This window comes from Inquilinus sp. KBS0705, from assembly GCA_005938025.2.
Classification (GTDB): domain Bacteria; phylum Bacteroidota; class Bacteroidia; order Sphingobacteriales; family Sphingobacteriaceae; genus Mucilaginibacter.
Window position 1 is genome coordinate 1,130,888 of record VCCI02000001.1, and the last position, 26,818, is coordinate 1,157,705.

Consider the following 26,818-nt stretch of genomic DNA (forward strand, 5'->3'; position numbering starts at 1 on the left):
ACAAAAAAGCACCTGCTTTTTCAAGCAGGTGCCTTACGATTAAATATTATAGTGATAATTAAACTACTTTTACATTTACCGCGGTAAGGCCTTTTTTGCCTTCTTCTACATCAAACGTAACACTATCGTTTTCACGAATTTCGTCGATGAGGCCAGTTGAGTGTACAAAAACATCGCTTCTGTTATCACTCTGTGAAATGAATCCAAAACCTTTAGTGGTATTGAAAAACTTTACTGTTCCTTCTTTTTGCATTATAACTTTTTTTAATAAGTGGGCAAGATAGTCATAATAAATGGTACTTTACTTTAAATAAAATCTTTTAACTTTTATTTTTGATTTGCTTTCTAAAAAATTTAGAGTTTTTCACTAATAGTCAAAAATACAAACGATCAAAAAAGTTATTAAATTTTTTAAGAAGTATTTGCTAATTATTAAAATTTTTATTAAATATGTAAAATATTTAGTAACCTATTAATGCCTCTTCATAAAAACATTTACCTGTACGGTAATCTAATAAAGCACTATATCATTCATGGAGCATTATCCATTGGTGAACTTAGTGACCATACCAAACGTAGCGTGCCCTCTGTAACTAAAATAGTTAACGAGTTGGTTGCCAATGGTATATTAAAAGATGATGGTTTAGGTATATCTAATGGCGGCCGCCGCCCGGCTACCTTTTCAATTGTAAACGGAATGGTTTACATACTATCTGTTGCGGCCAATCAATTTACTACTCGTGTTGCTATAATTGATATAAGTAACCATGATATTGTTTACGAAAAAGAATTTAAGCTGAATTTGTATGATTACGAACCATCAGCCGAAAAGCTTGCCGGTATAATAAAAACCTGCCTGGCTAACCCCATTGTAAATGCCGACGACTTTTTGGCTGTAGAAGTTACCATGCCCGGTTTTGTTGATACTAAATTAGGTACTAATAATTCATTCTTACCCCCGCCGCAAGGCACACTGGTAGAGTATCTTACCGCCGAGACAGGATTACCCATTTTTATAGATAATGATTCGACTGCCATAGCATTGGCCGAGCAAATGTTTGGTGACAAAAGCGCGTTAAAAAATTCGATGGTAGTAAACCTTGGCTGGGGCGTTGGTTTAGGGATGATAATGAATGGCCAGATATTTAGAGGCCATAGTGGTTACGCCGGTGAATTTAGCCATCTGGCTTTATTTAAAAATGGTAAAATATGCAGTTGCGGTAAATACGGCTGCCTGGAAACAGAAGCATCGTTATTGGCAATTGAAGATAAAGCACGCGCAGGCGTAGCAAGCGGTCATGCTACCAGCTTGTCAAAGTATAACGAGTTTAGTGCTGACGACATTATAGCAGAGGCACTGCGGGGTGATGCGTTTTGTATAAAGATCATCTCGGAAGCTGCGTATAATGTTGGCCAGGGTTTAGCTATATTAATACACTTGATGAACCCCGAAAGCATAATTTTAAGCGGTAAAGGGAGCGTATTGGGTAAGCTGTGGCTGGCGCCCATACAACAAGCCATTAACGAGCATTGCATACCTAAGCTAACAACTTATGTAAATCTATTGGTGTCGGGTTTAGGTAATAACGCCCAATTATATGGCGGATTGATATTAATAGCCGAGAATTTACAAAACATAAACCCACGCGTAAATACCAATAAACACTTGGTAAATGCAGGCTTGGGGTATATATAAATAAGCAACTGCGTGTTGCCGAAGATTTTTTGATTTAGGTGGATTATTTAGGAGCCGGTTAGCGGTGCTTCCGGTTCCTATTTTTTGTGTTGAAGAGCAGTGATACATTCTTTTAAAAATTACATTATTGAAAACTAATACTATTGATTTGTGGAAACTGGTTTGCTTAAATGATGATTATAAGTCATTTGAATCGCTGTTTCGTGCGTTAAATCACCCGCTTATCAAATTCAGTAAGTTTTATACCAAAAATAATGAAGCTGCTGAGGATATCGTATCAGAAGTGTTTGTTAAGTGCTGGCAAAATCGAAAAAAATTAACTGATGTTGCTAATCCCGATACCTATTTGTTTGTTGCGGTTAAAAATCAATCGTTAAATTATATCAAAAAGCATTCCCAGGTACAAATGGTAGAGCTGCAACCTGCCGACGAAAATAAATTTATGAATACGTTTGATCCTGAAAAAGAGCTGGAGCACAAAGAGCTTTTTTTACTGATGGAGCAAGCGGTATCATCGTTACCACCGCAGGCATGTATGGTTTTCAGAATGATAAAAGAGAACGGTTTAAAATACAAGGAAGTTGCAGAGATCATGAATATTTCGCCACGTACGGTGCAAACCCATCTTTTCCGATCGATAAAAAAGCTAAGCGAATTACTATCTGTGTACCGCTATGTAAAAGACCCTAACATACAGGATAATTACGCATAGCCCCTCCTGCATAAGTAATAGTAAATAAATTTTACGTGCTATGTAAGCAGTTTTTTGAAATATATTGTCTTAATTAAAAAGCACCTGTATTTTAATGACTGACGATAGATTTATTGAATTGCTCACCAAAAAACTTTACGGCGATATAGAAAACAAAGAAATAGAGGAATTTGATAACTATCTTGCTATAAACGAAAATTATAACGATCTGCATCAATTATTTATTGAGTACTGGGCTCAGCGCCTGGAAGAATATCCCAATACCGACGCCATTTTACAGCGTATGCGCGAACAAATGAATACTACGCATAACACCGTTAGTAAAAAAAAAGAAAAAAGATTTAGTTCATCTATATTTAAAATATTCAAAAGTATTGCGGCCTAGGCTATATTTAACATTGCTGCTATTGCCCTATTATCCGATTTATTGATTAAAGTTTCTGATAGCCAATAAATAGCGGTACATTTAAGCAATTCCTTTCACAAAATCATTCCGTACAGCCTTTTCTAATAATATTACGGAATATAATTAACTAATATATTTTAACCGTTTCAGGATAGCATCCTCATGCGGCCTAACATTATCATATGAGTAAAGACAGAAAGACGGTTAAGGAGAAAAAGAAAGCTCCTGCCGAAAATGTAAACAAAAAAGTATCGTCGTATCAATCCGGCAAATCATCGGCATCGGCCGATTTATCCTCAAAAAAATCAAAGTAATGGATGATCAAACAATAGAAAATCATATACGACTTTACCTGTACGATTTAAATAATATAGCCCGCGAGCATGGCTTTAAAGCTGATGATGTTTGGGAGTTTGGCCTGGTATCTGATGCCGAGAAAACGCGTTTACAAAAAGCCTATTACCCTACCATAGCTACTAAAATGCTACCGGAGGCGGTATTGCAAGTTTTTTACGCCATTAAATCGCGTTTAAACCAATCGTCTAATCAAAGCGAACAGCATTTGGACAAAAGAACTATAGAGGCTGATAGCTTAAATTACCTGGTGGCATATAATTTAAAGCGCCCGCGTACATAACAATACTTTACATAAAAGGCCTGCTCAATAAGCAGGCCTTTTATGTTTAAATTTGCCACGGTATATTTTTTGTTGCTTAGGGTATTATATCCGGCTCGTCCTCGTTATAATTACTAAAGGGTTTGGTCCAGCGTTTGCCGTAAAATTTGGTTTCGCTAAAGTGTTCATGATCGTGAAAATCTTTACCTGCTGTAACGCCAACATTAGGGTCGGTAAATATGTTGCGTATCTCTTGCTCTGTTTCCTTATCAACATTTCGGCCGGGCTGGTATATCGGCAAAGCCAATAACTGCGCTTTTGTAACATTAGATATAAGCACAGTATCTTCGTTCTCATCCAGCTCGGCTACTCCTATCGGTATTAATACCCGCCCATCCTCTAAGCCTATGTCGTTATTCTCCATATGCATCACTATATAGCATACCTTGCGTAGCGTTACGCTAAAAAGTAATTCATCCACCTCGCCCAGTTTATTATGGTGCGAGTCTTTAATGTCCCATCCAATAATATCAGGCTGGCCATCAGCTATCTCATATTCGCTTTCACTTAATTCTTCAAAGCAATCGTCGTCGTTTTGTAATGCCATCGTCGTTATATATTAGGTTATTTCTCCTGCGGAAAGGCTACGATCTCTACACTGCGGTTTTGCTGCCTGCCCTGTTCAGTGCCATTTGTAGCTAAAGGCTTAATCTCTCCCATAGAGTGCACAGATATTTTATCTGCGGGCATGCCTGCATTAAGTACCAGCCACTCTTTCACCGCTGTTGCACGTTCATCACCAAGTGTTTTATTTTCAGTTGCAGTACCTGTCGAATCGGTATGCCCATATACGCCTATCGAAGCATTTTTAAATCTTTTTAATAATGATGCTGCAATTATTTGTAAGCGCCCGTTAGCACTGCCCTGCAACTTACTTTCGTTTTTTGCGAATAACACATTCTCGCCAAGGCCGTAGATGGTGTATTTTTGGTTGCCCTTAACCACTATAGCTGTATCGGTTATTTCATCGTAGGTTGATCTTGGCAGGTCAAAATCCACAGCATCCCAGTCTGGCTGAGTAGTAGCTACGTTTGTGCTTATTGTATCTTTTTGAACGGTGTCTGCACTGGCCGTATCATTTTCCATGGTTTTTAAAGCCATTGGCGTATCGCTGTTGCTGCAGCCTTTCAGGAAAAAAAACAACAAACCCAGTGCTATAAACATCAACACCACCCATACCCAAATAGGTTTGTTCTTTTTAGGCTGTATATCTAATTGCGCCATATATGTATTTGTATGCTTAGTTAAATATCAAAGCATCATAATGGTGTTTAGTTTTAAAAAAGTGTAATTGATGTTAGGTATTATCTTTAATTAAACGCTTGTAACCTATATTTTACAATCGGTATTTTATACAGGCGAGCATTTAGTTACATTAGCTATATGAAAACCACCCATACCCTATCGTATTTTATAAATGCAAAAAACGTAGCAAAGTTGCTTGTTTTAGCAGCCATTTGTACTAACGCAGCAGGCTTTGCGCAAACCAAAAGCCCTGTTGTTGATAACATAGTAAAAGAAGAAACTGAAAATTCTCAACTGGAGAAACTTGCCCACGAACTGCTTGATGGTGTTGGCCCTCGTTTGGTGGGTACGCCGCAAATGGAAAAAGCAGGCAAATGGGCCTTAGATAAATATAAAGGATGGGGTATTACCGCCCGCTACGAGAAATGGGGCGAGTGGCGCGGATGGGAACGCGGCGCATCGCATATAGATATGGTTTACCCGCGTGTAAAATCGTTAGAGGGTACGCAACTGGCATGGAGCCCTGGTATGAAAAAGCCTGTTACAGCCGAATTGGTGATATTGCCCGAACTTACAGATTCGGTTGCATTTAAAGCCTGGTTACCCAGTGTAAAAGGTAAGTTTGTAATGATATCAATGTACCAGCCAACAGGCAGACCCGATTACAATTGGAAAGAATTTGCCACCACCGAATCGTTTGATAAAATGAAGGCCGTACGTACAGCACAAACTGATGCATGGCGTAAACGTATAACTAATACAGGCCTAACTAACCGTACTTTACCTGTTGCACTTGAAAAAGCGGGTGCGGCGGGTGTAGTTACCTCTAACTGGTCGCAGGGTTTTGGGGTGGATAAAATATTTGGCGCTTATACCAAAGTAATTCCTACGGTTGATATTGCCTTAGAAGATTATGGTATGCTTTACCGCTTAACCGAAAGCGGCGATAAACCAAGGATAACTATACAAACCGAATCAAAGGAATTAGGTGTTGTGCCGACCTTTAATATAATAGGCGAAATAAAGGGTACAGAGAAGCCTGAAGAGTATGTGATGCTATCTGCTCACTTCGACTCGTGGGATGGCGGTACGGGCGCTACGGACAACGGTACAGGATCGTTAACCATGATGGAAGCAATGCGTATTCTTAAAAAAGTTTACCCGCACCCCAAACGTACTATTTTAGTTGGCCACTGGGGTAGCGAAGAAGAAGGGTTGAATGGCTCACGCGCATTTGTAGAAGACCACCCGGAAATTGTTGCTAACCTGCAAGCTTTGTTTAATCAGGACAACGGTACAGGCCGCGTAGTTAACATTAGCGGACAAGGTTTTGTTAATGCCGGCGATTTCATCAACCGTTGGTTAACAGCTGTACCTGATACCATTAAACATCAAATTAAAACAAGTTTTCCTGGTTCGCCGGGTGGTGGCGGTTCAGACTTTGCTTCTTTTGTGGCCGTTGGTGCACCCGGTTTCTCTTTAGGGTCGCTTAATTGGTCGTACGGTAACTACACCTGGCATACCAATCGCGATACGTATGATAAAATAGTATTTGATGATTTAAAGAGCAATGCTATTTTAACAGCAATACTGGTTTATATGGCCAGCGAAGATCCGGCTAAGTTTAACCGCGAGAAGATAACTTTGCCTGTAAATGCAAAAGGCGAGCCGGGCAAATGGCCTGAGCAGGTAAAATCAAACCGACATGGTGGCTTAGACTAATTGTAACACAAATTAAATTGAAAGGCCTGCTTTAAATGTTTGAAGCGGGCCTTTTAATTAAACTGATATATTCTTTAACTTGTACGTGTGCCAATAGCATATTGTATACCGCCCAATAAATGTTGTAGAAAAAGCGGGTCAGTATACGATTCATCCGTATGCCCCAATGCGGTATAAAAAGAACGGCCACCATCAAAGTCATGATACCAACTCATAGGATGCAACCCATCGCTTTGCCCACCCGAGTAGCTATGTTCATCAATTCGTATCAACACTTTCAAATCAGGCGAGAGCCACTTAAAGTTATACCATTCATCAAGCCTGTGCCATATGGCCGGTAAATGTTTGGTAGCTATAAAGCTGCGGTCTATTACTTGTAAATTAGCAAATTGGTTTTTGCTTGGGTGGCTTTTAAAATAAGCGCCAACCAATTTACCATACCATGGCCAGTCGTACTCCGTATCAGTAGCGGCATGCACGCCGGCAAAACCGCCATTGGCTTTAATGTACTTTTCAAAAGCAGTTTGCTGGGTATTGTTTAATACATCGCCGGTAGTGTTTAAAAAAACAACAGCCGCATATTGCTTTAGGTTGTCTGTTGTAAAATTGTCGGCATTGGTGGTAGTATCTACATCAAAATTATTTTCTTGCCCCAGTTTTATTATAGCTGTAATACCTGCGGGTATAGATTGATGATGAAATTTGGCTGTTTTGCTAAATACCAGGATTTTTGGCTTAGCCGTACAAAATAATGTACACACTAATAATGCACAGGTTAATAGTACCGGTTTAATACTTTTCATTAGGGGTATTCAAATTTTAAAGGACAATAGTAACTGAGGTTCAATATACTATAAATTTCCTTTCTTTAATTCATCTGCTGCAAAATTGGCTGCACGTGCGGTTAAAGCCATGTAGGTTAACGATGGGTTTTGGCATGCCGATGATGTCATGCAAGCGCCATCGGTTACAAATACATTTTTTGCATCCCAAACCTGGTTGTGCTTATTTAATACCGATGTTTTAGGATCGTGCCCCATACGCGCGGTTCCCATTTCGTGTATGCCATCACCCACATGGTGTCCTGTATCGTGCGTTTCAACCTTTTTAACGCCGGCCGCTTCTAGCATCGCTTTGGCCTCCTGTACAATATCCAGGCGCATTTTTCTCTCATTCTCTTTTATCTCAGCATCCATTGATAATATTGGCAATCCCCATTTATCTTTACGTGTTTTATCAAGCGTTATCTTGTTCTCATGGTAAGGTAATAGTTCGCCAAAGCCACCTATGCCCATTGTCCACTGGCCCGGCTCGCTCAAAGCTTCCTTGTATCCTGCTCCAATATTCATCTCTGCAATTTCGCGACTCCAACCCTGCCGGCCGGCTGCGCCCTGGTAGCCAAAGCCACGCAAATAATCGCGCTTATCGTTACCGATATTGGCAAAACGCACTACATAAATACCATTTGCCCTGCGGCCATAGTAATATTTATCCTCATAGCCTTCTACCACACCACTGGCACCCAAGTTATAATGATGATCCATAATGTTATGGCCTAATTCGCCGCTGCTGCTGCCTAAACCATCGGGCCAGATATCAGTAGCCGAATTCATTAACACCCATGCACTGTTTAATGCCGAGGCATTTACAAAAACTATCTTAGCGTAAAACTCATAGGTTTTGTTTGTTTCGGCATCCAGCACCTCCACTCCTTTTGCTTTTTGGGTGTCTTTATCATACAGTATTTTGGTAACTATTGATTGAGGCCTCACCGTTAAATTACCTGTTGCAAGCGCTGCCGGCAATGTAGATGATTGTGTACTAAAATAGCCGCCAAACGGGCAGCCCTCCCAACACCTGTTGCGAAACTGGCATTTTGTACGCCCTGGTATGGCCGCGGTTAAATTGGCTGCACGCCCAATTATCATGTGCCTGCCAAAGTTCTTTTTTATGCTCGCTGCTACATCACGTTCAACCCAATTCATATCCATAGGCGGTAAAAAATGGCCATCAGGGAGGTTGGGTATACCTTCTATTGACCCACTTACGCCTGCAAATTTTTCTGCATGTTCGTACCAGGGTGCAATGTCTTTATAGCGTATGGGCCAGTCAATAGCCCATCCATCCTTATCATTTGCTTCAAAATCCAAGTCGCTCCAGCGATAGCTTTGGCGCCCCCATAAAAGAGAGCGGCCACCCAGGCGGTATGATCGCCACCAGTTAAAGGGTTTAACCTCAGCATATGGTGCATCCTGCTCGTTTGTCCAGGCATCTATTACAGCCTCCTGTGCACCCCAGTTACGCGATATTACCGGGCGCTCTTTACGCTGCTGTTGGGTTACATTGCCACGGTGTTCAAAATCCCAGGGATTATATTGCGCTGTTTTATAGTCTTTTATATGTTCATAGTTAGGTCCCCGCTCAAGCATAATTGTTTTCAGTCCGCGTTCCGTAAGTTCTTTTGCAGCCCATCCGCCGCTTATACCCGAGCCTATTACTATTGCATCGTATGTGTTATTGGCCTTAGCCTTACCATTAATGTTGGGTGAGTCTACAAACATATTTTTAGGTTTAAACTGATATGAGAAATCAGTTGATTAATAATTGGTTAACAATGTTATCAATTAATACACAAATTAACAACTGTCCGATAAACATTTTTTAACCCTGAAAAAAATAGCTCACAAAGCCCTATTTTTACCGAATGCTACAAATAAGCCAGCTTGTAATTTATCCCATAAAATCGTTAGGTGGTATTGCGCTTACAAGCGCTAAAGTAACCGATCGTGGCTTGCAGTACGACCGCCGCTGGATGCTGATTGACGAAGCTAACCGCTTTTTATCGCAACGCGAAAACCCACAACTGGCTTTGTTTATTCCTGAGGTTTTAGCTGATGGATTGAGGGTTACCCACCGGCCCGATGCATCATTTATACACATACCTTACCGGCTATTAACGCCAGAAATGCTGGAAGTTACCATTTGGGATGACACCTGCCTAGCACAGCGTGTTAGCGACGATGCAGACCAATGGTTTAGCCAAAAGCTGGGAATAAAGTGCCGCCTGGTATATATGCCTGATGAAACACATCGCCAAACCGACCTGCGCTATACGCAGGAGGGTAATATTACATCATTTGCTGATGCTTACCCCGCACTGCTGATAGGCCAGGCATCGTTAGATGACCTGAATGAACGTATGGCACATGAGCTGCCAATGGATCGTTTTCGCCCTAATATTGTTTTTACTGGTGGTGAAGCCTATAGTGAAGATGTTATTAATGAGGCTATTGTGAATGGTATACATCTGTTTGGCGTTAAGCTTTGCGCCCGCTGTGTGCTTACTACAGTAGACCAGGTTACTGCAATAAAGGGCAAAGAACCATTAAAGACGCTGGCCCGGTATCGCCGTAAGGAGAACAAGATACTATTTGGCCAAAATTTGGTGTTTAAAGGCCAGGGCGAGCTAAATGTGGGCGATGAATTAAAGGTGCTTTCGGTGCATACTGCTGACCGGTTTATTGTACCAAAACTTGATGAAAAAAAGTTAAAACTTAGACGATTGGGATGATGGCTTTTAAAATACAGCTTTTAAAATCAAAAAGTGCCTTTCCACCATATAGTGGCCATATTCATTCCACTATTAGCTATAAATTATTCCATTTATTTGTTGGTCTTGCGGGAATTTTTCTCTTTTTTTCGTTACCCCTCACCCACTAATATAAAATTTAATTCCAATTAAAAAAGTAATTGCTTATAAAAATTCATTCGGCCCGTCAGTTTGTATGGTTTTTAATTTACAGGAAATAATGGCTGTAATAAAAAAATCGCATGTCTAATTTCTAACCTTAAAATTTAGTTGTAATATTTGCGTTTTTAATTTTTGCTGCCCGGTTATGATTTAGGCACTTAATTTTACATCTTTACCCAATGTTCAGACGTATAAGAAACCAATACCTGAGATATTTTACCATATTCATATACTTTGTTATTATCTTCTTCTGTGCCATCGAATTAAACTTTCTGTGGTTGTTTGGCTACTCGCCGGATATGAGGGATATAAAAACGCCAACCATGTCGTTATCATCAGAAGTGTACACTGCCGATGGTAAGCTGATAGGCCGCTTTTATAAAGAGAACCGCTCTCCTGTCGATTTTAAAAGCATCTCCCCTAACCTTATAAACGCTCTTGTAGCTACCGAAGACGTACGTTTTTACAAGCATAATGGTGTCGATTTCTACTCCTTTGTTACCAGTATGCTATCTACCGCCAAAGGCGACAGGCGCGGTGGTAGTACTATTACCCAACAGTTGGCTAAAAACCTGTTTCAAACGCGTAAGCGTAAATCGCAGGGTTTAATAAGCCATGTGCCTGTAATTGGTACCGTGGTGTTTAAATTTAAAGAGTGGCTTACAGCCTTTAAGATAGAGCATATTTACACTAAGCAGCAAATACTAACCATGTACCTTAACACGGTACCCTTTGGTAATAATTCGTTTGGTATTAAAACAGCTACCTTAAGGTATTTTAATAAAACGCCGGATGCCGTAAACCCTGCCGAGGCAGCCACTTTAATAGGTATGTTAAAGGCAACATCAACCTATAATCCAAAAGTATATCCGGAGCGCGCCATTGAACGCCGTAACGTGGTGTTAAGCCAAATGGAAAAGAACGGCTACCTTAATAAAGCCGATTACGCAGCCAATGTTGAAAAGCCCATAGGCCTTGACCTTAGTTATGTAGATAACACAGGCCAGGGCGACTCGTACATACGCCGTGCTGTTGAAAAATGGCTGGATAAATGGTGCAAGCAAAACGATTATGACCTTTACGAGGACGGGCTGAAGATATATACCACTATCGACTCGAAGCTGCAGCAATATGCCGAGGAAGCGGTTGCCCAAAAAATGAAGATGCTGCAAAAGCGTTTTAACAACTTGTGGGGTAATAAAAACCCATGGAGAGATTCGAAAGGTGTAGAGATAAAAGACTTTTTGCTAAAAGCCGAGCAAAGGCTGCCTATATATAAGCTGCTGAGTAAAAAGTATAACGGCGATACTACACAAATAAACGCCTACTTTACCCGTAAAAAGAAAATGAACGTATTTACCTGGGCGGGCGACAGGGATACCACTTTCTCCAGCGTAGATTCTATTAAATATTACACCAAAATACTAAACACTGGTATGATGACCATGGAGCCATCAACCGGTAAAATAAAGGTTTGGGTTGGCGGTATCGACCATAAGTACTTTAACTACGACCACGTTAACCAAAGCAAACGCCAGGCAGGTTCAACATTTAAGCCTTTTGCCTATGTTACGGCCTTAGATAATGGCTTTACCCCTTGCGATAAGTTTACTGATAAACCGGTGACCATTAAATATACTGATAACGGCAAACCCGATGTTTGGCAGCCTAATAATGCCGATTTCCACTTCTCGTACCGCGAAATGTCGTTGCGTTGGGCTATGGGTAAATCGGTAAATTCCATCACCGCGCAGGTTACCGAACATGTGGGTTGGGATAAAATAGTTGAATATGCGCACAAAATTGGTATCGAAAGTCCATTAAAATCCGTACCATCAGTATCATTAGGGTCTAATGATGTATCGGTATTCGAAATGGTGCGTGCTTACAGTACATTTTTAAATAAAGGCGAAAAGGTAGACCCCCTGCTGGTAACAAAAATTACCGATCAGCGTGGTGATGTTATACAGGAGTTTACCTTGAAGGCCGAGCGTGTTTTAAGCGAAGAAACAGCCTGGCTAATGTTATATATGTTCCGTGGCGGTATGGAAGAACCGGGCGGTACTTCGCAGGCTTTATGGGAATACCCCGGCTTATGGAAAAAGAACAACCAGATAGGCGGTAAAACAGGTACATCAAGCGATTATGTAGATGGCTGGTACATGGGCATAACCAAGGATCTGGTAACCGGTATTTGGGTGGGTGCCGATGACCGTAGCGTACACTTTACCACATCCGAAACCGGCGAAGGCTCGCATACAGCCTTACCTATATTTGGCGCGTTTATGGAAAAGGTTTACGCCGACCCAAAATCCGGGTATACATACGGGCCATTCCCAAAACCATGGGTAAAAATTACTAAGGAGTATATGTGCCCGTCGCCCGAGATACGCGAAGACACTACCAGCACCGATAGCCTGAGCATCCCTTTAGATTCGGCAGGTTTAGTGCCACCTGCTGCACCTACAACCGAAGAAAACCCGGATACCAAGCAACCAACGCCTTAATAAATATGTATTTTAAGGCAAGTTATATTTAATTAAATTAGCAATTATTCTGTAAACAGGCTTATGAATAAACGTTACACGATCAATATCCCCCTAAAATATTTCGTAGTGCTGGTTTGCCTTATTGCAGGTTCGCTGTTTAACCAGCAGGCTAAGGCTCAGTATTTTGGGCAAAACAAGGTGCGCTATAAAAACCTTAAGTTCCAGGTTTTTAAAACCCCCCACTTCGAGATCTACTATTACATGAAAAATGATAGTTTGATCAAGCGTTTTGCACAGGAGAGCGAGTTGTGGTATACGTTGCATCAGCAAATTTTCCGTGATACATTTAGCAAGCCAAATCCTATCATTCTTTATAATAACCACCCCGATTTTCAGCAAACCACGGCTATTGACGGCGAAATAAGTGTAGGTACCGGTGGTATTACCGAAGGCTTAAAAAACCGCGTGGTAATGCCCGTGATGGAAACCAACCAAACCACGCGCCACGTGTTGGGGCACGAATTGGTGCACGCCTTTCAATACCACACACTGTTAGGTAAAGACTCGTCGAATTTTGAAAATATAGGCAACCTGCCCCTTTGGATGATAGAGGGTATGGCCGAATACCTGTCCTTAGGTAAAAAGGATGCCTATACCGCCATGTGGATGCGGGATGCCTATTTAAACCACGATATACCCTCGGTAAGGGACCTTACTGAGAGCAACAAATACTTCCCTTATCGTTATGGCGAGGCTTTTTGGTCGTACTTAGGCTCAACCTATGGCGATACCATTATTGTGCCCTTCTTTAAAAATGTGGCGCGTTACGGGCTTGATTATGGCATAAGGCGCACCTTTGGTTATGATGATAAAACACTTTCGCGCTTGTGGAAAAACTCAATAGAATCTACCTACAAGCCGCTTTTAAAAGATACTTTACAAACCCCTGTTGGTAAACGCTTAATTGACGAGAAGGTAGGTGGTGATTTAACTGTAGCCCCCGCAGTTAGTCCCGATGGTAAATACCTCGCTTTTTTATCCTCAAAAAGTTTATTCAGTATCGATCTGTACTTATCTGATGCCAAAACGGGCCGCGTTATTAAACGGCTCACCAGTAAAATATCTAACACGCATATAGATGAGTTTAACTTTATTGAGTCTGCCGGCGCGTGGTCGCCGGATAGTAAAAAGTTTGCATTTAGCGTATTTAGCAAAGGCCGTAACCGCATGCTGGTTGTTGATGTGCCCGACGGGCGAATACTGGATGATGTATCAATGGGTAAAGCCGAGCAGTTTAGTAACCTATCGTGGTCGCCGGATGGTAATAACATCGTTTTCCAGGGCTTGTCCGAGGGTCAGGGCGATCTGTACATGTACAGCTTTGATTCAAAAAAGGTTACCCAGTTAACCAACGATAAGTATTCTGATTATCAGCCTAACTTTTCGCGCGATGGCAAAAAGATCATATTTTCTACAGACAGGGCTACGTATGATACCAAATTATCGCAAGAGATAACTTTTAACCTTGCCGAGCTGGATTTAGCCACCCGTAAGGTTATCGATATAAAAGTGTTTACCGGCGCCAACAACCTTAACCCCGTATATTCGTCAGATGGTTCGCAGGTTTACTTCCTGTCTAACAGGGATGGTTACCGCAATATGTACCGTTATACGTTTAGCAGCGGCAAGGTTGAACAACTTACCGAGCTTTTTACCGGTATTTGCGGCATTACCGAGTTTTCGCCCGCGCTTAGCCTGTCGGCTACTAATGATGTGGTCTACTCCTACTACCGTAAGCAAAAATATGCTATCTATAATGCCAATGTAAGCGATTTTAAACCCGTTGTTATTGAGCCCGGTAACACCAACTTTGAGGCGGCAATGCTGCCTCCTACCCGCTCAGTTGGCGTCGACCTTATTAATGCCAACCTTAACAATTACCTGGCTTATAAGAAGCTGCCGGTCGACTCGATACAGGCTATTCCCTACAAACCCAAGTTTAAGCTTGATTATTTGGCCAGTAATGGTATCGGCGCTTCGGTAGGCTCATATGGTACAGGTCTGTCGAGCGGCGTACAGGGCGTGTTTAGCGATATTTTGGGACGTAACCAAATATATGCCGGGGCTGCAGTAAACGGCGAGATATACGATTTTGGGGGCCAGGTAGTTTATATAAACCAACAGGGCCGCTGGAATTTTGGCGTGGGGGCATCGCACATCCCTTATCAATCGGGTACCTACGGATATAATATTACTACTATACCTTATAAGGACGATAAAGGAAACGCTATACAACTACCGGTTTACGAAGAGCATACCGACATTATACGCACGTTTGAGGATGCGGTGCAATTGTTTACATCGTACCCTTTGTCGCGTTCAACACGTTTTGAAGTGGGTACAGGCGCGGCACGTTATTCGTACCGTGTAGACCGCTACAGCTATTATTACCAATACGACTCGACCACTAACGCAATAGGCGGCGTGGTAGATTACCGTAAACACAAAATATCCCGCGATCAGTTTAAGAACGAGACAGGGTACGATCTTAAGCCCTTCGCTATTTACCATTTAAATACGGCCCTGGTTGGCGATAATTCGGTATTTGGTATTGCTGCCCCATTAGATGGTTACAGGTACCGCTTAGAAGCCGAATACAACTTTGGTACCTATCAGTTCTTCTCTCCAACTATCGATCTGCGCAAATACGTACGGGTAGCACCGGTAACATTTGCCGCGCGTTTATATGGTTACGGGCGTTTTGGCAATAATAACACACAGGGCCTTTACCCATTGTATGTTGGCTATCCATTCCTGATAAGGGGTTACGAGGCACAGTCGTTTTATAATTCAAACAGCACACCAACCAATAACTTCACTATCGACCAACTATCGGGTAACCATATAGCGGTAGCCAATTTTGAGATGAGGCTGCCTTTTACCGGCCCCGAAAAACTATCGGTGATCAAATCAAAATTCCTGTTTAGCGACCTTAATATATTTTTTGATGCCGGGTTAGCCTGGAATAATGGCGATAAGATACAAGCTAAATTAAACCCCGACTTTTTAGGCAATGTGCCTGTGGTTGATAATAATGGCGCCCCGGTGTTAGATGGTAACGGCAACCCTACCCTTACACCTAAGTATAGCCGTGTACCCGCACTAAGCGCAGGTATATCATTAAGGGTGAATATATTTGGCTACTTTGTATTAGAACCGTATTACGCCATACCGTTTAACCGGTCAGACGTACGCAAGCCGGTGTTTGGTTTAACCTTTGCACCGGGTTGGTAACCTAACAAAGAAGGCGCTTAAATAAGCGCCTTCTTTGTTATATAATATAATCAGACTTAGGGATGACATCCAAACAATTATCCTTTGCGTAAATTTAGGTATTATGAAAAAATCGATATTAGCAATACTTATAATAAGCATATGCGCGGCATTTGGCTGCGATAATTCAAACGGCCAAACAGCCAAAGGCCAGCAGGAAAAACGCAGGTTGGCCAAGCCTGATGCGGAGTGGAAGAAAACACTTACCGATAACCAGTATTACATAATGGTAAAACAGGGAACCGAGCCGCCTTATAAAAACGCTTATTGGAATAACCACGAAAAAGGCGTTTATGTAAGCGCCGCCACGGGCGAAGTGTTATTTAGCTCGGAAGATAAATTTGATAGTGGTACGGGCTGGCCAAGTTTTGTTAAAGCAGTTGACCCCAACAAGGTGGAGATAGTGCGCGATAACAGCTTTGGCATGACCCGCGATGAGGTTGTTGAAAAAAGTACAGGCTTACACCTTGGCCATGTATTTGATGACGGCCCTGCAGACAGGGGCGGCAAAAGATTTTGCATGAACAGCGGTGCGTTAAAATTTATTAAAAAGTAACAGCCCTGCGTACCGGTTGTATTGAAGGCCTTGCGTTAAAAGCGTAGGGCCTTGTTTTTATCCCATTTTCAAAATTAAGGCCTATAGTAAGGTCAACCCAATCAGGATTTACCGGGCGTATCATTTTTTCTTTTTGCGGGCGAGTAAAAGTACTAACTGTTTTAAAGCGTTCCATTGCCTGTGCCTCGGTGTTTATCTCTTCAAAATATACTAAACGGTTTAGCTGTTGTGCGCTGTCGAAAAATAAGGTGGGCATTTCGCTGTAAAACTTAATGGTCTTTAATAGATCTGTGCACATGCCAACGTGTAAATTTTTCCTGTTTCTGTCTGTGATAATATAAACGAACCTCTTCATTTGATAAAAAAATTTGCTGATTAAAAAATAATTACTAATTTTATGAGCATAAAAATACTAACTATTTTAGCAATTCCAAATATTTATGTCAAATATTTCAAAAAATATAAAGTTTCTTAGAAAAAAGAAAGGCCTAACACAACAGCAATTTGCTGATCAGGTAGGCATAAAACGTTCATTAGTAGGTGCATACGAAGAAGAACGTGCCGAGCCTAAATATGAATTACTAAAAGAATTAGCATTGTTTTTTGATATCTCATTAGATGATTTTATCAACGAAACCATCGATGAAAAGTGGGCGCCGAAGCCAAAAGGCAACCCTGCAAACCTAAGAGTGCTAAGTATTTCGGTAGATAAAGACGATAACGAGAACATTGAACTGGTACCTTTAAAGGCTAGCGCTGGATATTTAAACGGTTACGCCGACCCCGAATATGTGGCGCAAATGCCAAAACTATACCTGCCTATGTTTAAGCAGGGCACCTACCGCGCTTTCGAGATAAAGGGCGATTCGATGCTGCCTTTGGTATCGGGTACTATTATAGTAGGCGAATACCAGGAAAACTGGGCCGATGTTAAAGCCGGCGAAACTTATGTGATCATATCAAAAAGCGAGGGCATTGTATACAAGCGTGCCGGTAACAAGTTTAAAGACAATAAAAAATTAAAGTTGGTATCTGATAACCCCGTTTACGAACCCTACGAAATAATGGCCGAAGATGTATTAGAGGTATGGAAAGCTAAGGCATACATATCTACCCATATGCCTATGCCTACCCCCGAGCCTACCATGGAAAGCCTAACCACCATGATGGCCCAGATGCAACGCTCAATAGCCGGCTTAAAGGGAAATAATTAGGTTAAAAGTTTAAAAAGTTACAAGGGTTGTAATGGTTAAAGAGGTTTAAAGTCCTATACCATTACAGCCCTTTTTCTTTTAAAGATCCATTTTAGTCCGCTACCCCAACAAAGCAACAATTAAGTTACAAGGTTGCTATTAAACTATTGCAAGCTATCTTTATCATAACATCAATTAAAAACTAAAAATTTATTTATGAAAAAAGTGATGATGATCTGCTTGTTCCTGATAGGGATATCGGCAGTAAGCCGCGCGCAAGGCGGCGGTATGAGAATGGCTCCTGCAGACAGGGCTAAACAAATTCAAACCCAATTAAAACTTAGCGACGACCAGACAGCTAAAATTACAGCTATTTACGAGGCACAAAGCAAGCAAATAGATAGTTTGCGTAACGCAGGTGGCGACAGATCGGCTTTTCGCCCGTTGATGGAAGCAACCAATACCAAAGTTAAAGCGGTATTAACTGCCGACCAGGCAGCTGCCTACCAAAAATGGATGGACGAAAGACGCGCCCAACGTGGTGGCGGTGGCGGCGGTGCCCCATCAAACAAGTAATTTGATATTAATTATAATAAGAAAGGCGGCGATTGGCCGCTTTTCTTATTTTTGGCCTGTTTTAATTATACGTTATGCAGGGTAAACCATTATTTGTTACAGGTATAGGTACAGGGATAGGCAAAACCGTGGTTTCGGCGATACTGGTTGAGCACCTGAAGGCCGATTACTGGAAACCCATCCAATCCGGCGACCTGGACGATTCTGACACTAAAAAGGTAAAAAGCCTGGTTACTAATAGCGTTTCGGTTTTTCATCCCGAGGCTTATACTTTAACCCAACCCTACTCGCCCCATAAATCAGCTGCGCTGGATGGTATCAGTATTGATGAAAGGCAAATCATCCTGCCACAAACGGATAACCACTTAATTATTGAAGGCGCAGGCGGCCTGATGGTGCCGTTGAACAATCACTTTTTGATGATAGACCTGATAAAACAATTGGGTGCCGAAGTGATATTGGTATCGCAAAATTATTTAGGCAGCATAAACCACACGCTCTTATCTATTGATACCCTAAAACAGCGTAATATACCCGTCAAAGGCATCATATTTAATGGTGATACCGATAGCTATTCTGAGGATTATATCCTCTCTTACGCCGCTGTAAAACTTTTGGGGCGCATACCAATGCTGACTGACATTAGCAAAAACGAAGTAGCCAAAATAGCCGGCAACATCAGCCTGTAATTACTGTGAGTTATAATAAGTGATAATTGCAGCCAGGTCTGTATCAGATTTAAAGTTGAGCTTACCTGCATCAGCATAGCCTTTTATTTGCTCCTGTTTATTTGGTAAGGCAGCCAGTATAGATTTCCTGTCGTTTTTAACCTGTACTGCCTTGCCATTGTTTACAAGATAATATCTCACATCCTCCTGAAAACTTTTTGTTTTAGTGGCCGAATTGAACGCCTGTGTCTCCAACACTACTTTACTTGTTTTTTTGATCAGCTGCACGCCGCCATCAGCTAATACCTCAAAATAACTATTAGGTGTGGTTTTGGCAATGCCGGCAAAGCCTTTACGAAAATAGCGCAGCTTATCCGGCCCGGCAAGTGTAAATTCTTTAACGGTATCTACAAAGCTCAGCGGTTCGTCGTTTTTATCTGCAAAGTATAATTCATCGGCAACAATGTCATACTTAAGCTTAACACCAATAATGCTTTTACCATTGGCAAATTTTACCGTTCCGGTTTGCCAGTCGTCGTTTAAATAGGGCGAGCCTTCTACGTCGGTATAGGTTTGGGTTAGTATTGGCTTGCCGCTAATGTCGTTCCTGAATTGTGCATTAGCTGCATTTATATTGATCAGACAACATAGCATTATAAAAACGGTGCGTAGGTACTTCATGTATACAAGTTAGTTAAAATACATTTAAGTAAATATTCAGATTATTATAAATTTACCCAATGAAAAACATAACAGTTATAGGTTCGGGCACTATGGGTAACGGTATTGCCCATACCTTTGCGCAAAACGGCTTTAATGTATCGCTTGTTGATATTAATAACGATGCATTGCAAAAAGCATTGCAAACCATAGCCGGAAACCTTGACCGCCAGATAAAAAAAGGCACTATTGACGAAGCTGCCAAAACCGCTACCTTAAATAATATTAAAACCTATACGGATATAAAGCAAGGTGCCGCCACTGCCGACCTGGTAGTTGAAGCCGCCACCGAGAACCGCGAAATTAAGCTGAACCTCTTTAAACAACTTAGTGAAGTTTGCAAAACTGATACTATACTGGCCTCAAATACTTCATCAATATCCATTACCGAAATAGCATCCGTTACCGGCAACCCGGGTAATGTGATAGGAATGCACTTTATGAACCCCGTACCTGTGATGAAACTGGTTGAGGTGATACGCGGCTATGCCACCACCGACGAGGTGACCCAAACTATTATGGCTTTATCCGAAACCTTGGGTAAATCGCCGGTTGAGGTGAACGATTACCCCGGCTTTGTTGCTAACCGCATACTAATGCCCATGATAAACGAGGCCATTTACACCCTATTTGAAGGTGTAGCAGGCGTATCCGAGATAGATACTGTTATGAAACTGGGCATGGCCCACCCTATGGGCCCACTGCAATTGGCCGACTTTATTGGGCTGGATGTTTGCCTAGCTATACTAAAAGTACTGCACAATGGCTTTGGTAACCCTAAATATGCCCCCTGCCCTTTGCTGGTTAATATGGTTACTGCCGGGCATCTGGGTGTAAAATCGGGCAGCGGTTTTTATAAATATACCGCCGGAAGCAAAGACCTTTTGGTAGCGGATAAATTTGCCTAAGTGCCTTGTCTAACAGGTTGGATATATATTAATCCAAAACTTTCTTTTTTGAGCCTGTGTTACTGTCTGTATAAAAACATAAAGTAGTTTTTCTGCAAACTGCCCACTAATAACTGCAAACTACATGCGCTCCGGTACATCTATACCTAATAGGCTCATACCCCTGCTGATCACTTTTGCTGATGCTGCAGATAGTTGCAATCTAAACTGTTTTAACCGCTCTTCTTCGGCTTGTATAATAGGTTTCTCGTGGTAAAACTTATTATAGGTTTTGGCCAGTTCGTAAACATAGTTGGCCACTAACGCGGGGCTATGGCTTTCAGCGGCTTCTAATATAATAGCCGGGAACTTGGTTAAGGTAACAATAAGGTCGCGTTCAATAGCATCTAATTCGGCCACATTGTTGGTGCCGCCTGCCGGGCTATACCCTGCCCTGCTCATTACCGATTTGATACGGGCATGCGTATACTGAATAAATGGCCCTGTATGTCCCTGAAGATCTACCGACTCGTTAGGGTCAAACAACAGGCGTTTTTTTGGATCAACCTTTAATAAAAAGTATTTTAAAGCGCCCATGCCAATCGTATGGTACAGCTTAGCCTTTTCTTCTTCGGTAAAGCCATCTACCTTACCCATTGCCTCGGTAGTATCAGCTGCGGTTTTATACATATCGGCCATCAGGTCATCGGCATCAACCACCGTTCCCTCGCGTGATTTCATCTTACCCGAAGGCAGATCGACCATACCGTAAGATAAGTGATAAAGACCTTTTGCCCAGTTTTTGCCCAGTTTTTGCAGTATTAAAAACAATACTTTAAAGTGGTAGTCCTGCTCGTTACCTACTACATAGATGGATTCGTCCATCTTAAAATCATTATATTTTAGCTGCGCGGTACCCAAATCCTGTGTAATATATACCGATGTGCCGTCTGCGCGTAACACCAGCTTCTGGTCAAGGCCATCTTCGGTAAGGTCTATCCATACAGATCCATCATCTTTTTTAAAGAATACGCCTTTTTGCAAGCCTTCTTCAACAATATCTTTACCCAACAGGTAAGTGTTGCTTTCGTAGTAAAACTTATCGAAGCTTACACCCATGGTTTTGTAGGTTTCGGCAAAGCCTGCGTATACCCAACCATTCATGGTTTTCCAAAGGTTTATTACAGCCTCGTCTCCGGCTTCCCATTGCAGCAGCATTTGCTGGGCTTTTTTAATTAGGGGCGCGTTCTTTTTAGCATCGTCTTCGGTTTGGCCTTCTTCCACCAGTTCCTGTATTTGCTGTTTGTAGGCTTTATCAAACCAAACATAGTATTTACCGGCAAGGTGGTCGCCTTTTAAGCCCGATGATTCGGGGGTTTCGCCATTGCCAAACTCCTGCCAGGCCAGCATCGATTTACAAATGTGTATTCCCCTGTCGTTCACCAAATTAACCATGCTTACCTCATGGCCCGCTGCAGCTAATATCTGCGATAGCGAATAACCTAACAGGTTGTTACGCACATGGCCCAAATGCAGGGGCTTGTTGGTATTTGGCGATGAATACTCTACCATCACCTTTTTGCCTGTAGGCTTAGCAACAGCAAAGTTATCGGCCAATATTTCGGTATGCAATTTGTCTATCCAAAAAGCATCGGTAATAGCAATATTTAAAAAGCCTTTAACTACGTTAAAAGCAGCTATTTGTGGTAATATATTTTTAAGGTATTCGCCTATTTCGGTACCGGTTTGCTCGGGGCCTTTTCGCGATACTTTAGTATAGGGGAAGGTAACCAGGGTAACTTGTCCCTCAAATTCTTTGCGGGTTTCCTGCAGGTTAACATATTTGGCAGCAATATCGGTTTGGTATAAATCTTTAACGGCCTTAACAACAGCCTCAATAATAAAATCCATCGCGCAAAAATAGTTATTTAGTCCGAAAGTCGGGAAAGCTGCAAACGGCCTCTTACCAATCCTCGCACTTTACAGACTAAACTGCTACCTTTGTTTACTCTTATAACCCTTTATGATTCTAAAAAATAACGATTTTAAGTTAGATGTAACATCCGAAATTGGCAACTTGCGTGTGCTTTTGGTGCATAGTCCCGATAGTGGTTTAGGTAAAGTTGTGCCCTCAAAGGCACAGGATTGGCTTTTTGAGGATATTGTACACTTGGATACCATGCGCCGTAAAGAGTACGATTACTACATTAAACTGCTGATGTACTTTTTAGACCCCGCAAAAATAAAAGGTAAGCTGAGTGAAATTGACAGCCGGAAAACTAAACGTGCCTTTTTCAAGCCAGACAACGCGGGTTTTCATAACTCTGATAAGGTTGTAGAGATACAAACCCTGCTAAGCGATATTTTACAACAAACCGATATACGTAAAAAGCTGGTGGCCGCTGTATGCGCTATAGAAAGCTGCAATTATCGCCTGCAATTGCAACTAATAGATACCGACCCGGTTGAATTAGCTAAAATATTTATATCGGGTTCGTTAAGCGATGATACCATGATATTTGCCCCGATACCGAATATGATATTCTCCCGGGATATTGGTATTGCTATTAATAACCATATGCTGCTTAACAAGCCGGCCAAAAAGGCCCGTGCCCGCGAAACGCTGCTGGTGAGGTATATTTTCTTTAATCACCCTTTGTTTGAGGGCTACCGCGATAATATTTTAGAGATACCCGATACCATTCAGCACTTTTTAAGGCCCGGTGAGGCACAGGAAGAAAAAACCACCTTAGAGGGTGGCGACGTGATGATGGTTGCCCCAGAGCATCTGTTAATAGGTTGTAGCGAGCGTACATCTGTTAGCGGTGCCAATGAAGCTATTAAACTACTGTTTGCTAACAATGTGGTAAACAAGGTTACCATAGTAAAAATACCGCACAAGCGCGATTACATGCATATTGATACGGTTTTTACACAGGTAAAACGTAATACCTGGGTGCTGCTGCGCTCATTAGCTATTGCCGAGACCGCACAGGAACAGGAAGAACCAATAGCCTGGTTTGCCGATAAAAAGAACAAAGACAAGCCCGAAATTGTACAGTTTGAAAATGGCAAAAAGCCAAAGGTATTTGATTGCTTAGAGAGCTTGCTGGATGATATAAGCCGTAACGACCTGCAAAGCCAGGAACCAACTAAGTTTATATACTCAGGTAACAACGAGTTTCCGTTTGATGCCCGCGAGCAATGGACAGATAGTTGCAACCTGCTGGCTTTAAAAGAGGGTGTGGTGTTGGGCTACGACCGTAACGACAAAACAGTAGGTGCCTTCAAGCAAAACGGTTTTAGTGTAATACACGTAAAGGAACTACTTCAAAAATTTGAAAACAACGAGCTTGACCCGCAGACCATGAAAGATACGCTGATTCTAATGCCATCTGCCGAGCTTTCGCGTGCCCGTGGTGGTTTTCATTGTATGAGCATGCCGCTACAACGAGATGCAATTTTGTAATCATTCGTTCACTGGTTCCTTAGTTCATTGGTAGGGATGCTTTGAACTATGCACCAATGAACTATTAAACAAATGAACTAATGAGCCAAAGTACCAGTAATATATTAATGATAAGGCCTGTAAACTTCGGGTTTAACGCGCAAACGGCCGGGAGCAATGCCTTTCAAAATCGCGACGAAGACCAGCAACTGGTGCAGCAAAAAGCACAGCAGGAGTTTGATAGCTTTGTAGCGGTTTTGCGTAGCAACGGTGTTAGTGTAACCGTAATACAAGATACGCCCGACCCGCATACACCGGATTCCATCTTTCCGAATAACTGGGTTTCGTTTCATAACAACGGCGATATATTCCTTTACCCTATGCAGGCCGAAAACCGCCGTTTAGAACGCAGGGAAGATATTATTAGGCAATTAGAAGATAGTTTTAAAGCTAATCATGTGGTAGACTTGAGCAGATTTGAAGCAAAAAAACAGTTTTTAGAAGGCACAGGCAGCATGGTGTTGGACAGGGAGAACAAAATAGCCTATGCCTGCCTGTCGCCCCGCACCAATGCCGAAGTGTTAAAGGCTTTTTGCGAGTATACAGGTTATAAAGCCATCACTTTTGATGCTTTTGACCAGCATGGACAAGCCATTTATCATACAAACGTGTTAATGGCCATTGGCAGTAATTTTGCAGTTATTTGTTTAGATAGTATAACTAATTTGTCTGAAAAAGAATTAGTTATACAATCATTAACAGCAACTAAAAAAGAAATAATTGACATCGGCTTTGCTCACATGAACAGTTTTGCAGGTAACATGCTGGAGGTGAAAAACAACAAAGGCGAAACACTGGTGGTGATGTCACAAAATGCTTATAATTCCTTAGCCGAAGATCAAAGAAACAGCCTTGGTCAATATGGAAAGCTTGTTTATGCAGATATCAATACCATTGAAACCAATGGTGGCGGCAGCGCCAGGTGTATGATAGCAGAGGTGCATTTGGAGTTGAAGGATTAGAAAAATAAAAGTTATCGGCAGCAATATGGCTTATTGTCGGCATAGTAGCCAAACCCTTAAGCGGTGTACATCAAACAAATTACAATACCACTATAAATTACCCCAACATTTTGGTAAATAATCCGTTTAAAAATTACATTTTTGCCAAAATTTTAATAAATGCAGAGTTACCAGGAATTTCTTGACCTGAGCGTAGGTTTCCCGCAGGACGGTTTTGAGATAATAGAGGATGAGTTATACTTTAACGACCTCAATTTAATGGAGATGATAGAAACGTATGGCACCCCCCTACGCTTTACCTATTTGCCTATTATCAGTAAAAAAATACAGCAGGCCAAACTGCTTTTTCAGCAGGCTATCATAAAAAATGATTACCGTGGTAGCTATAAATATTGCTATTGTACTAAAAGCTCGCACTTTAAGCATATAGTTGAAGAAGCCTTAAAGAACGAGATCCACCTGGAAACATCGTCGGCTTTTGATATGCCAATGATTGATGCCCTGGAGAAAAAAGGTGCCGTTAGCAAGGATATTACGGTAATATGCAACGGCTTTAAAACTTTCCAATACAAGCAGTACATTATTGATATGCTGCACGATGGGTTTACTAACATCATCCCGGTATTAGATAATAAGGAAGAGTTTAACCTGTACGACGACGAAGTGGAGATGGATGTACCCTGCAACCTGGGCATTCGTATAGCTGCTGAAGAGCAACCCGATTCGCAGTTTTATACATCGCGTTTGGGTGTGCGCATGGAGGATATTATTGATTTCTACCACAATAAAATAGAAAAGAACCCTAATTTTCAAGTAAAGCTATTGCACTTCTTTATCAATTCGGGTATATCAGATACGCCATACTACTGGAACGAACTGGAGAAGTACGTTACCCTTTACTGCAAGTTTAAAAAGATAAACCCTGCCCTTGATACTCTTGATATTGGTGGCGGTATGCCTTTTAAAGACTCCCTTGTTTTTGACTTTGATTATGAATACATGATCAATGAGATAGTAAGCCGTATTAAGGAAATATGCGCTGAAAATGATACCATGGAACCGGATATTATTACCGAATTTGGTAAATACACTGTTGCCGAAGCTTCGGGTATATTGTACAAGGTATTGGGCCGTAAGCAGCAAAACGACCGTGAAAGGTGGCTGATGCTGGATGGTTCGTTCATCACCAACCTGCCTGATGTGTGGGCACTTAACCAAAAGTACATACTACTACCTATAAATAACTGGGACAGTGAGTATGAGCGTGTTAACCTTGGCGGTATCACCTGCGACGGTCAGGATTACTACAACCAAGAGGCCCACATGAACAGTGTATTTATGCCAAAAACGCGTAAAGTACAGTATTTAGGCTTTTTTAACACCGGTGCCTATCAGGAAGTTTTAAGCGGTTATGGTGGTATACACCACTGCCTGCTGCCATCGCCAAAGCATGTTATTATACGCCGCAACCGCGATGAGACCTTCAACTTTGAGGTATTCGGCGAAGAGCAAAACAGTAAGCAAGTGTTAAAAATACTGGGTTATACTACCTAATATTTTCAAACTAAAATATAAAAGCACTGCCCCCAAGGCGGTGCTTTTTGTTTTACAGGTTACGCCTAAATTTTTCGTTTATTTTGCAGCTTACAGCGGGAATTTTTCCATTTTTTTGCACTGGTGTACTCTCTTAATATAAAAAAAAGATAGCATATAAAAAA

At 41.6% G+C, this 26,818-nt stretch carries 24 protein-coding genes; 16 read left to right on the plus strand and 8 right to left on the minus strand.

The window, feature by feature from the left end; genetic code table 11:
- Positions 1-58: 58 nt before the first annotated feature.
- The gene (locus FFF34_005045) at positions 59-253 is read right to left on the minus strand and encodes a cold-shock protein (GenBank protein ID TSD66771.1); all 195 of its coding nucleotides are present in this window, start codon (positions 251-253) and stop codon (positions 59-61) included.
- A gap of 222 nt (positions 254-475) precedes the next feature.
- On the opposite strand from FFF34_005045, the gene FFF34_005050 reads away from it, so the two are divergent.
- The 4 genes from FFF34_005050 (at position 476) to FFF34_005065 (ending at position 3,451) form a co-directional block, all read left to right on the plus strand.
- Entirely contained in the window at positions 476-1,696 is a 1,221-nt protein-coding gene (locus tag FFF34_005050; GenBank protein ID TSD66772.1) for an ROK family protein, read from the plus strand.
- A gap of 106 nt (positions 1,697-1,802) precedes the next feature.
- The gene (locus tag FFF34_005055; GenBank protein TSD66773.1) at positions 1,803-2,408 is read left to right on the plus strand and encodes an RNA polymerase sigma-70 factor; all 606 of its coding nucleotides are present in this window, start codon (positions 1,803-1,805) and stop codon (positions 2,406-2,408) included.
- A gap of 94 nt (positions 2,409-2,502) precedes the next feature.
- Positions 2,503-2,793, plus strand: coding sequence for a hypothetical protein (locus FFF34_005060; GenBank protein TSD66774.1), 291 nt, complete (start codon positions 2,503-2,505; stop codon positions 2,791-2,793).
- A 334-nt stretch (positions 2,794-3,127) separates the two neighbouring features.
- Positions 3,128-3,451, plus strand: coding sequence for a hypothetical protein (locus tag FFF34_005065; GenBank protein ID TSD66775.1), 324 nt, complete (start codon positions 3,128-3,130; stop codon positions 3,449-3,451).
- Positions 3,452-3,527: 76 nt separating this feature from the next.
- Here FFF34_005065 and FFF34_005070 read toward each other — a convergent pair whose 3' ends face one another.
- Together FFF34_005070 and FFF34_005075 are read right to left on the minus strand one after the other, a co-directional pair.
- Positions 3,528-4,037 (minus strand): hypothetical protein, encoded by a 510-nt coding sequence (locus FFF34_005070; protein ID TSD66776.1) that lies wholly within the window; start codon positions 4,035-4,037, stop codon positions 3,528-3,530.
- Positions 4,038-4,054: 17 nt separating this feature from the next.
- A complete protein-coding gene (locus FFF34_005075; protein TSD66777.1) occupies positions 4,055-4,714 on the minus strand; it encodes an OmpA family protein in 660 nt (219 codons plus the stop codon).
- 159 nt (positions 4,715-4,873) lie between these two features.
- Here FFF34_005075 and FFF34_005080 point away from each other — a divergent pair, with 159 nt between their 5' ends.
- The gene (locus FFF34_005080) at positions 4,874-6,457 is read left to right on the plus strand and encodes a M20/M25/M40 family metallo-hydrolase (protein ID TSD66778.1); all 1,584 of its coding nucleotides are present in this window, start codon (positions 4,874-4,876) and stop codon (positions 6,455-6,457) included.
- 74 nt (positions 6,458-6,531) lie between these two features.
- Here FFF34_005080 and FFF34_005085 read toward each other — a convergent pair whose 3' ends face one another.
- Both FFF34_005085 and FFF34_005090 read right to left on the minus strand, forming a co-directional pair.
- Positions 6,532-7,260, minus strand: a complete 729-nt coding sequence (locus FFF34_005085) for a ThuA domain-containing protein (protein TSD66779.1) — start codon at positions 7,258-7,260, stop codon at positions 6,532-6,534.
- 48 nt (positions 7,261-7,308) lie between these two features.
- Positions 7,309-9,018, minus strand: coding sequence for a GMC family oxidoreductase (locus FFF34_005090; protein ID TSD66780.1), 1,710 nt, complete (start codon positions 9,016-9,018; stop codon positions 7,309-7,311).
- A 143-nt stretch (positions 9,019-9,161) separates the two neighbouring features.
- Between FFF34_005090 and FFF34_005095 the strand changes: the two genes are divergently transcribed.
- From FFF34_005095 to msrB, 4 genes are all read left to right on the plus strand, one after another.
- Positions 9,162-10,028, plus strand: coding sequence for an MOSC domain-containing protein (locus FFF34_005095; protein TSD66781.1), 867 nt, complete (start codon positions 9,162-9,164; stop codon positions 10,026-10,028).
- A gap of 359 nt (positions 10,029-10,387) precedes the next feature.
- On the plus strand, positions 10,388-12,715 hold the full coding sequence (locus FFF34_005100; GenBank protein TSD66782.1) for a penicillin-binding protein: 2,328 nt from the start codon (positions 10,388-10,390) through the stop codon (positions 12,713-12,715).
- Between the two features lie 63 nt (positions 12,716-12,778).
- Complete coding sequence (locus tag FFF34_005105) at positions 12,779-15,991, plus strand: tolB protein precursor (GenBank protein TSD66783.1); 3,213 nt, start codon at positions 12,779-12,781, stop codon at positions 15,989-15,991.
- A gap of 103 nt (positions 15,992-16,094) precedes the next feature.
- Complete coding sequence (gene msrB, locus FFF34_005110) at positions 16,095-16,586, plus strand: peptide-methionine (R)-S-oxide reductase MsrB (protein ID TSD66784.1); 492 nt, start codon at positions 16,095-16,097, stop codon at positions 16,584-16,586.
- Here the strand turns inward: msrB and FFF34_005115 are convergent.
- Entirely contained in the window at positions 16,576-16,941 is a 366-nt protein-coding gene (locus FFF34_005115; GenBank protein TSD66785.1) for a GIY-YIG nuclease family protein, read from the minus strand. The genes msrB and FFF34_005115 overlap by 11 nt on opposite strands.
- An 85-nt stretch (positions 16,942-17,026) precedes the next feature.
- Between FFF34_005115 and FFF34_005120 the strand changes: the two genes are divergently transcribed.
- From FFF34_005120 to bioD, 3 genes are all read left to right on the plus strand, one after another.
- Positions 17,027-17,800 carry a LexA family transcriptional regulator gene (locus FFF34_005120; GenBank protein TSD66786.1) on the plus strand — a complete coding sequence of 258 codons (774 nt, stop codon included), beginning with the start codon at positions 17,027-17,029 and terminating at the stop codon, positions 17,798-17,800.
- Positions 17,801-17,995: 195 nt separating this feature from the next.
- On the plus strand, positions 17,996-18,355 hold the full coding sequence (locus tag FFF34_005125) for a hypothetical protein (protein TSD66787.1): 360 nt from the start codon (positions 17,996-17,998) through the stop codon (positions 18,353-18,355).
- A gap of 74 nt (positions 18,356-18,429) precedes the next feature.
- Positions 18,430-19,044 carry a dethiobiotin synthase gene (gene bioD, locus FFF34_005130; GenBank protein ID TSD66788.1) on the plus strand — a complete coding sequence of 205 codons (615 nt, stop codon included), beginning with the start codon at positions 18,430-18,432 and terminating at the stop codon, positions 19,042-19,044.
- Here the strand turns inward: bioD and FFF34_005135 are convergent, their stop codons facing one another.
- A complete protein-coding gene (locus FFF34_005135; GenBank protein ID TSD66789.1) occupies positions 19,045-19,704 on the minus strand; it encodes a hypothetical protein in 660 nt (219 codons plus the stop codon).
- 59 nt (positions 19,705-19,763) lie between these two features.
- Between FFF34_005135 and FFF34_005140 the strand changes: the two genes are divergently transcribed.
- A complete protein-coding gene (locus FFF34_005140; GenBank protein ID TSD66790.1) occupies positions 19,764-20,651 on the plus strand; it encodes a 3-hydroxybutyryl-CoA dehydrogenase in 888 nt (295 codons plus the stop codon).
- A 120-nt stretch (positions 20,652-20,771) separates the two neighbouring features.
- On the opposite strand, the gene FFF34_005145 is transcribed toward FFF34_005140, so the two are convergent.
- The gene (locus tag FFF34_005145) at positions 20,772-22,541 is read right to left on the minus strand and encodes an arginine--tRNA ligase (GenBank protein ID TSD66791.1); all 1,770 of its coding nucleotides are present in this window, start codon (positions 22,539-22,541) and stop codon (positions 20,772-20,774) included.
- A gap of 112 nt (positions 22,542-22,653) precedes the next feature.
- On the opposite strand from FFF34_005145, the gene FFF34_005150 reads away from it, so the two are divergent.
- From FFF34_005150 to FFF34_005160, 3 genes are all read left to right on the plus strand, one after another.
- Positions 22,654-24,099 carry an amidinotransferase gene (locus tag FFF34_005150; protein TSD66792.1) on the plus strand — a complete coding sequence of 482 codons (1,446 nt, stop codon included), beginning with the start codon at positions 22,654-22,656 and terminating at the stop codon, positions 24,097-24,099.
- Between the two features lie 107 nt (positions 24,100-24,206).
- A complete protein-coding gene (locus FFF34_005155) occupies positions 24,207-25,100 on the plus strand; it encodes an amidinotransferase (protein TSD67964.1) in 894 nt (297 codons plus the stop codon).
- Between the two features lie 159 nt (positions 25,101-25,259).
- Positions 25,260-26,654: an arginine decarboxylase gene (locus FFF34_005160; protein TSD66793.1), complete on the plus strand. Its 1,395-nt coding sequence runs from the start codon at positions 25,260-25,262 to the stop codon at positions 26,652-26,654.
- The last annotated feature ends 164 nt before the right edge of the window (positions 26,655-26,818 follow it).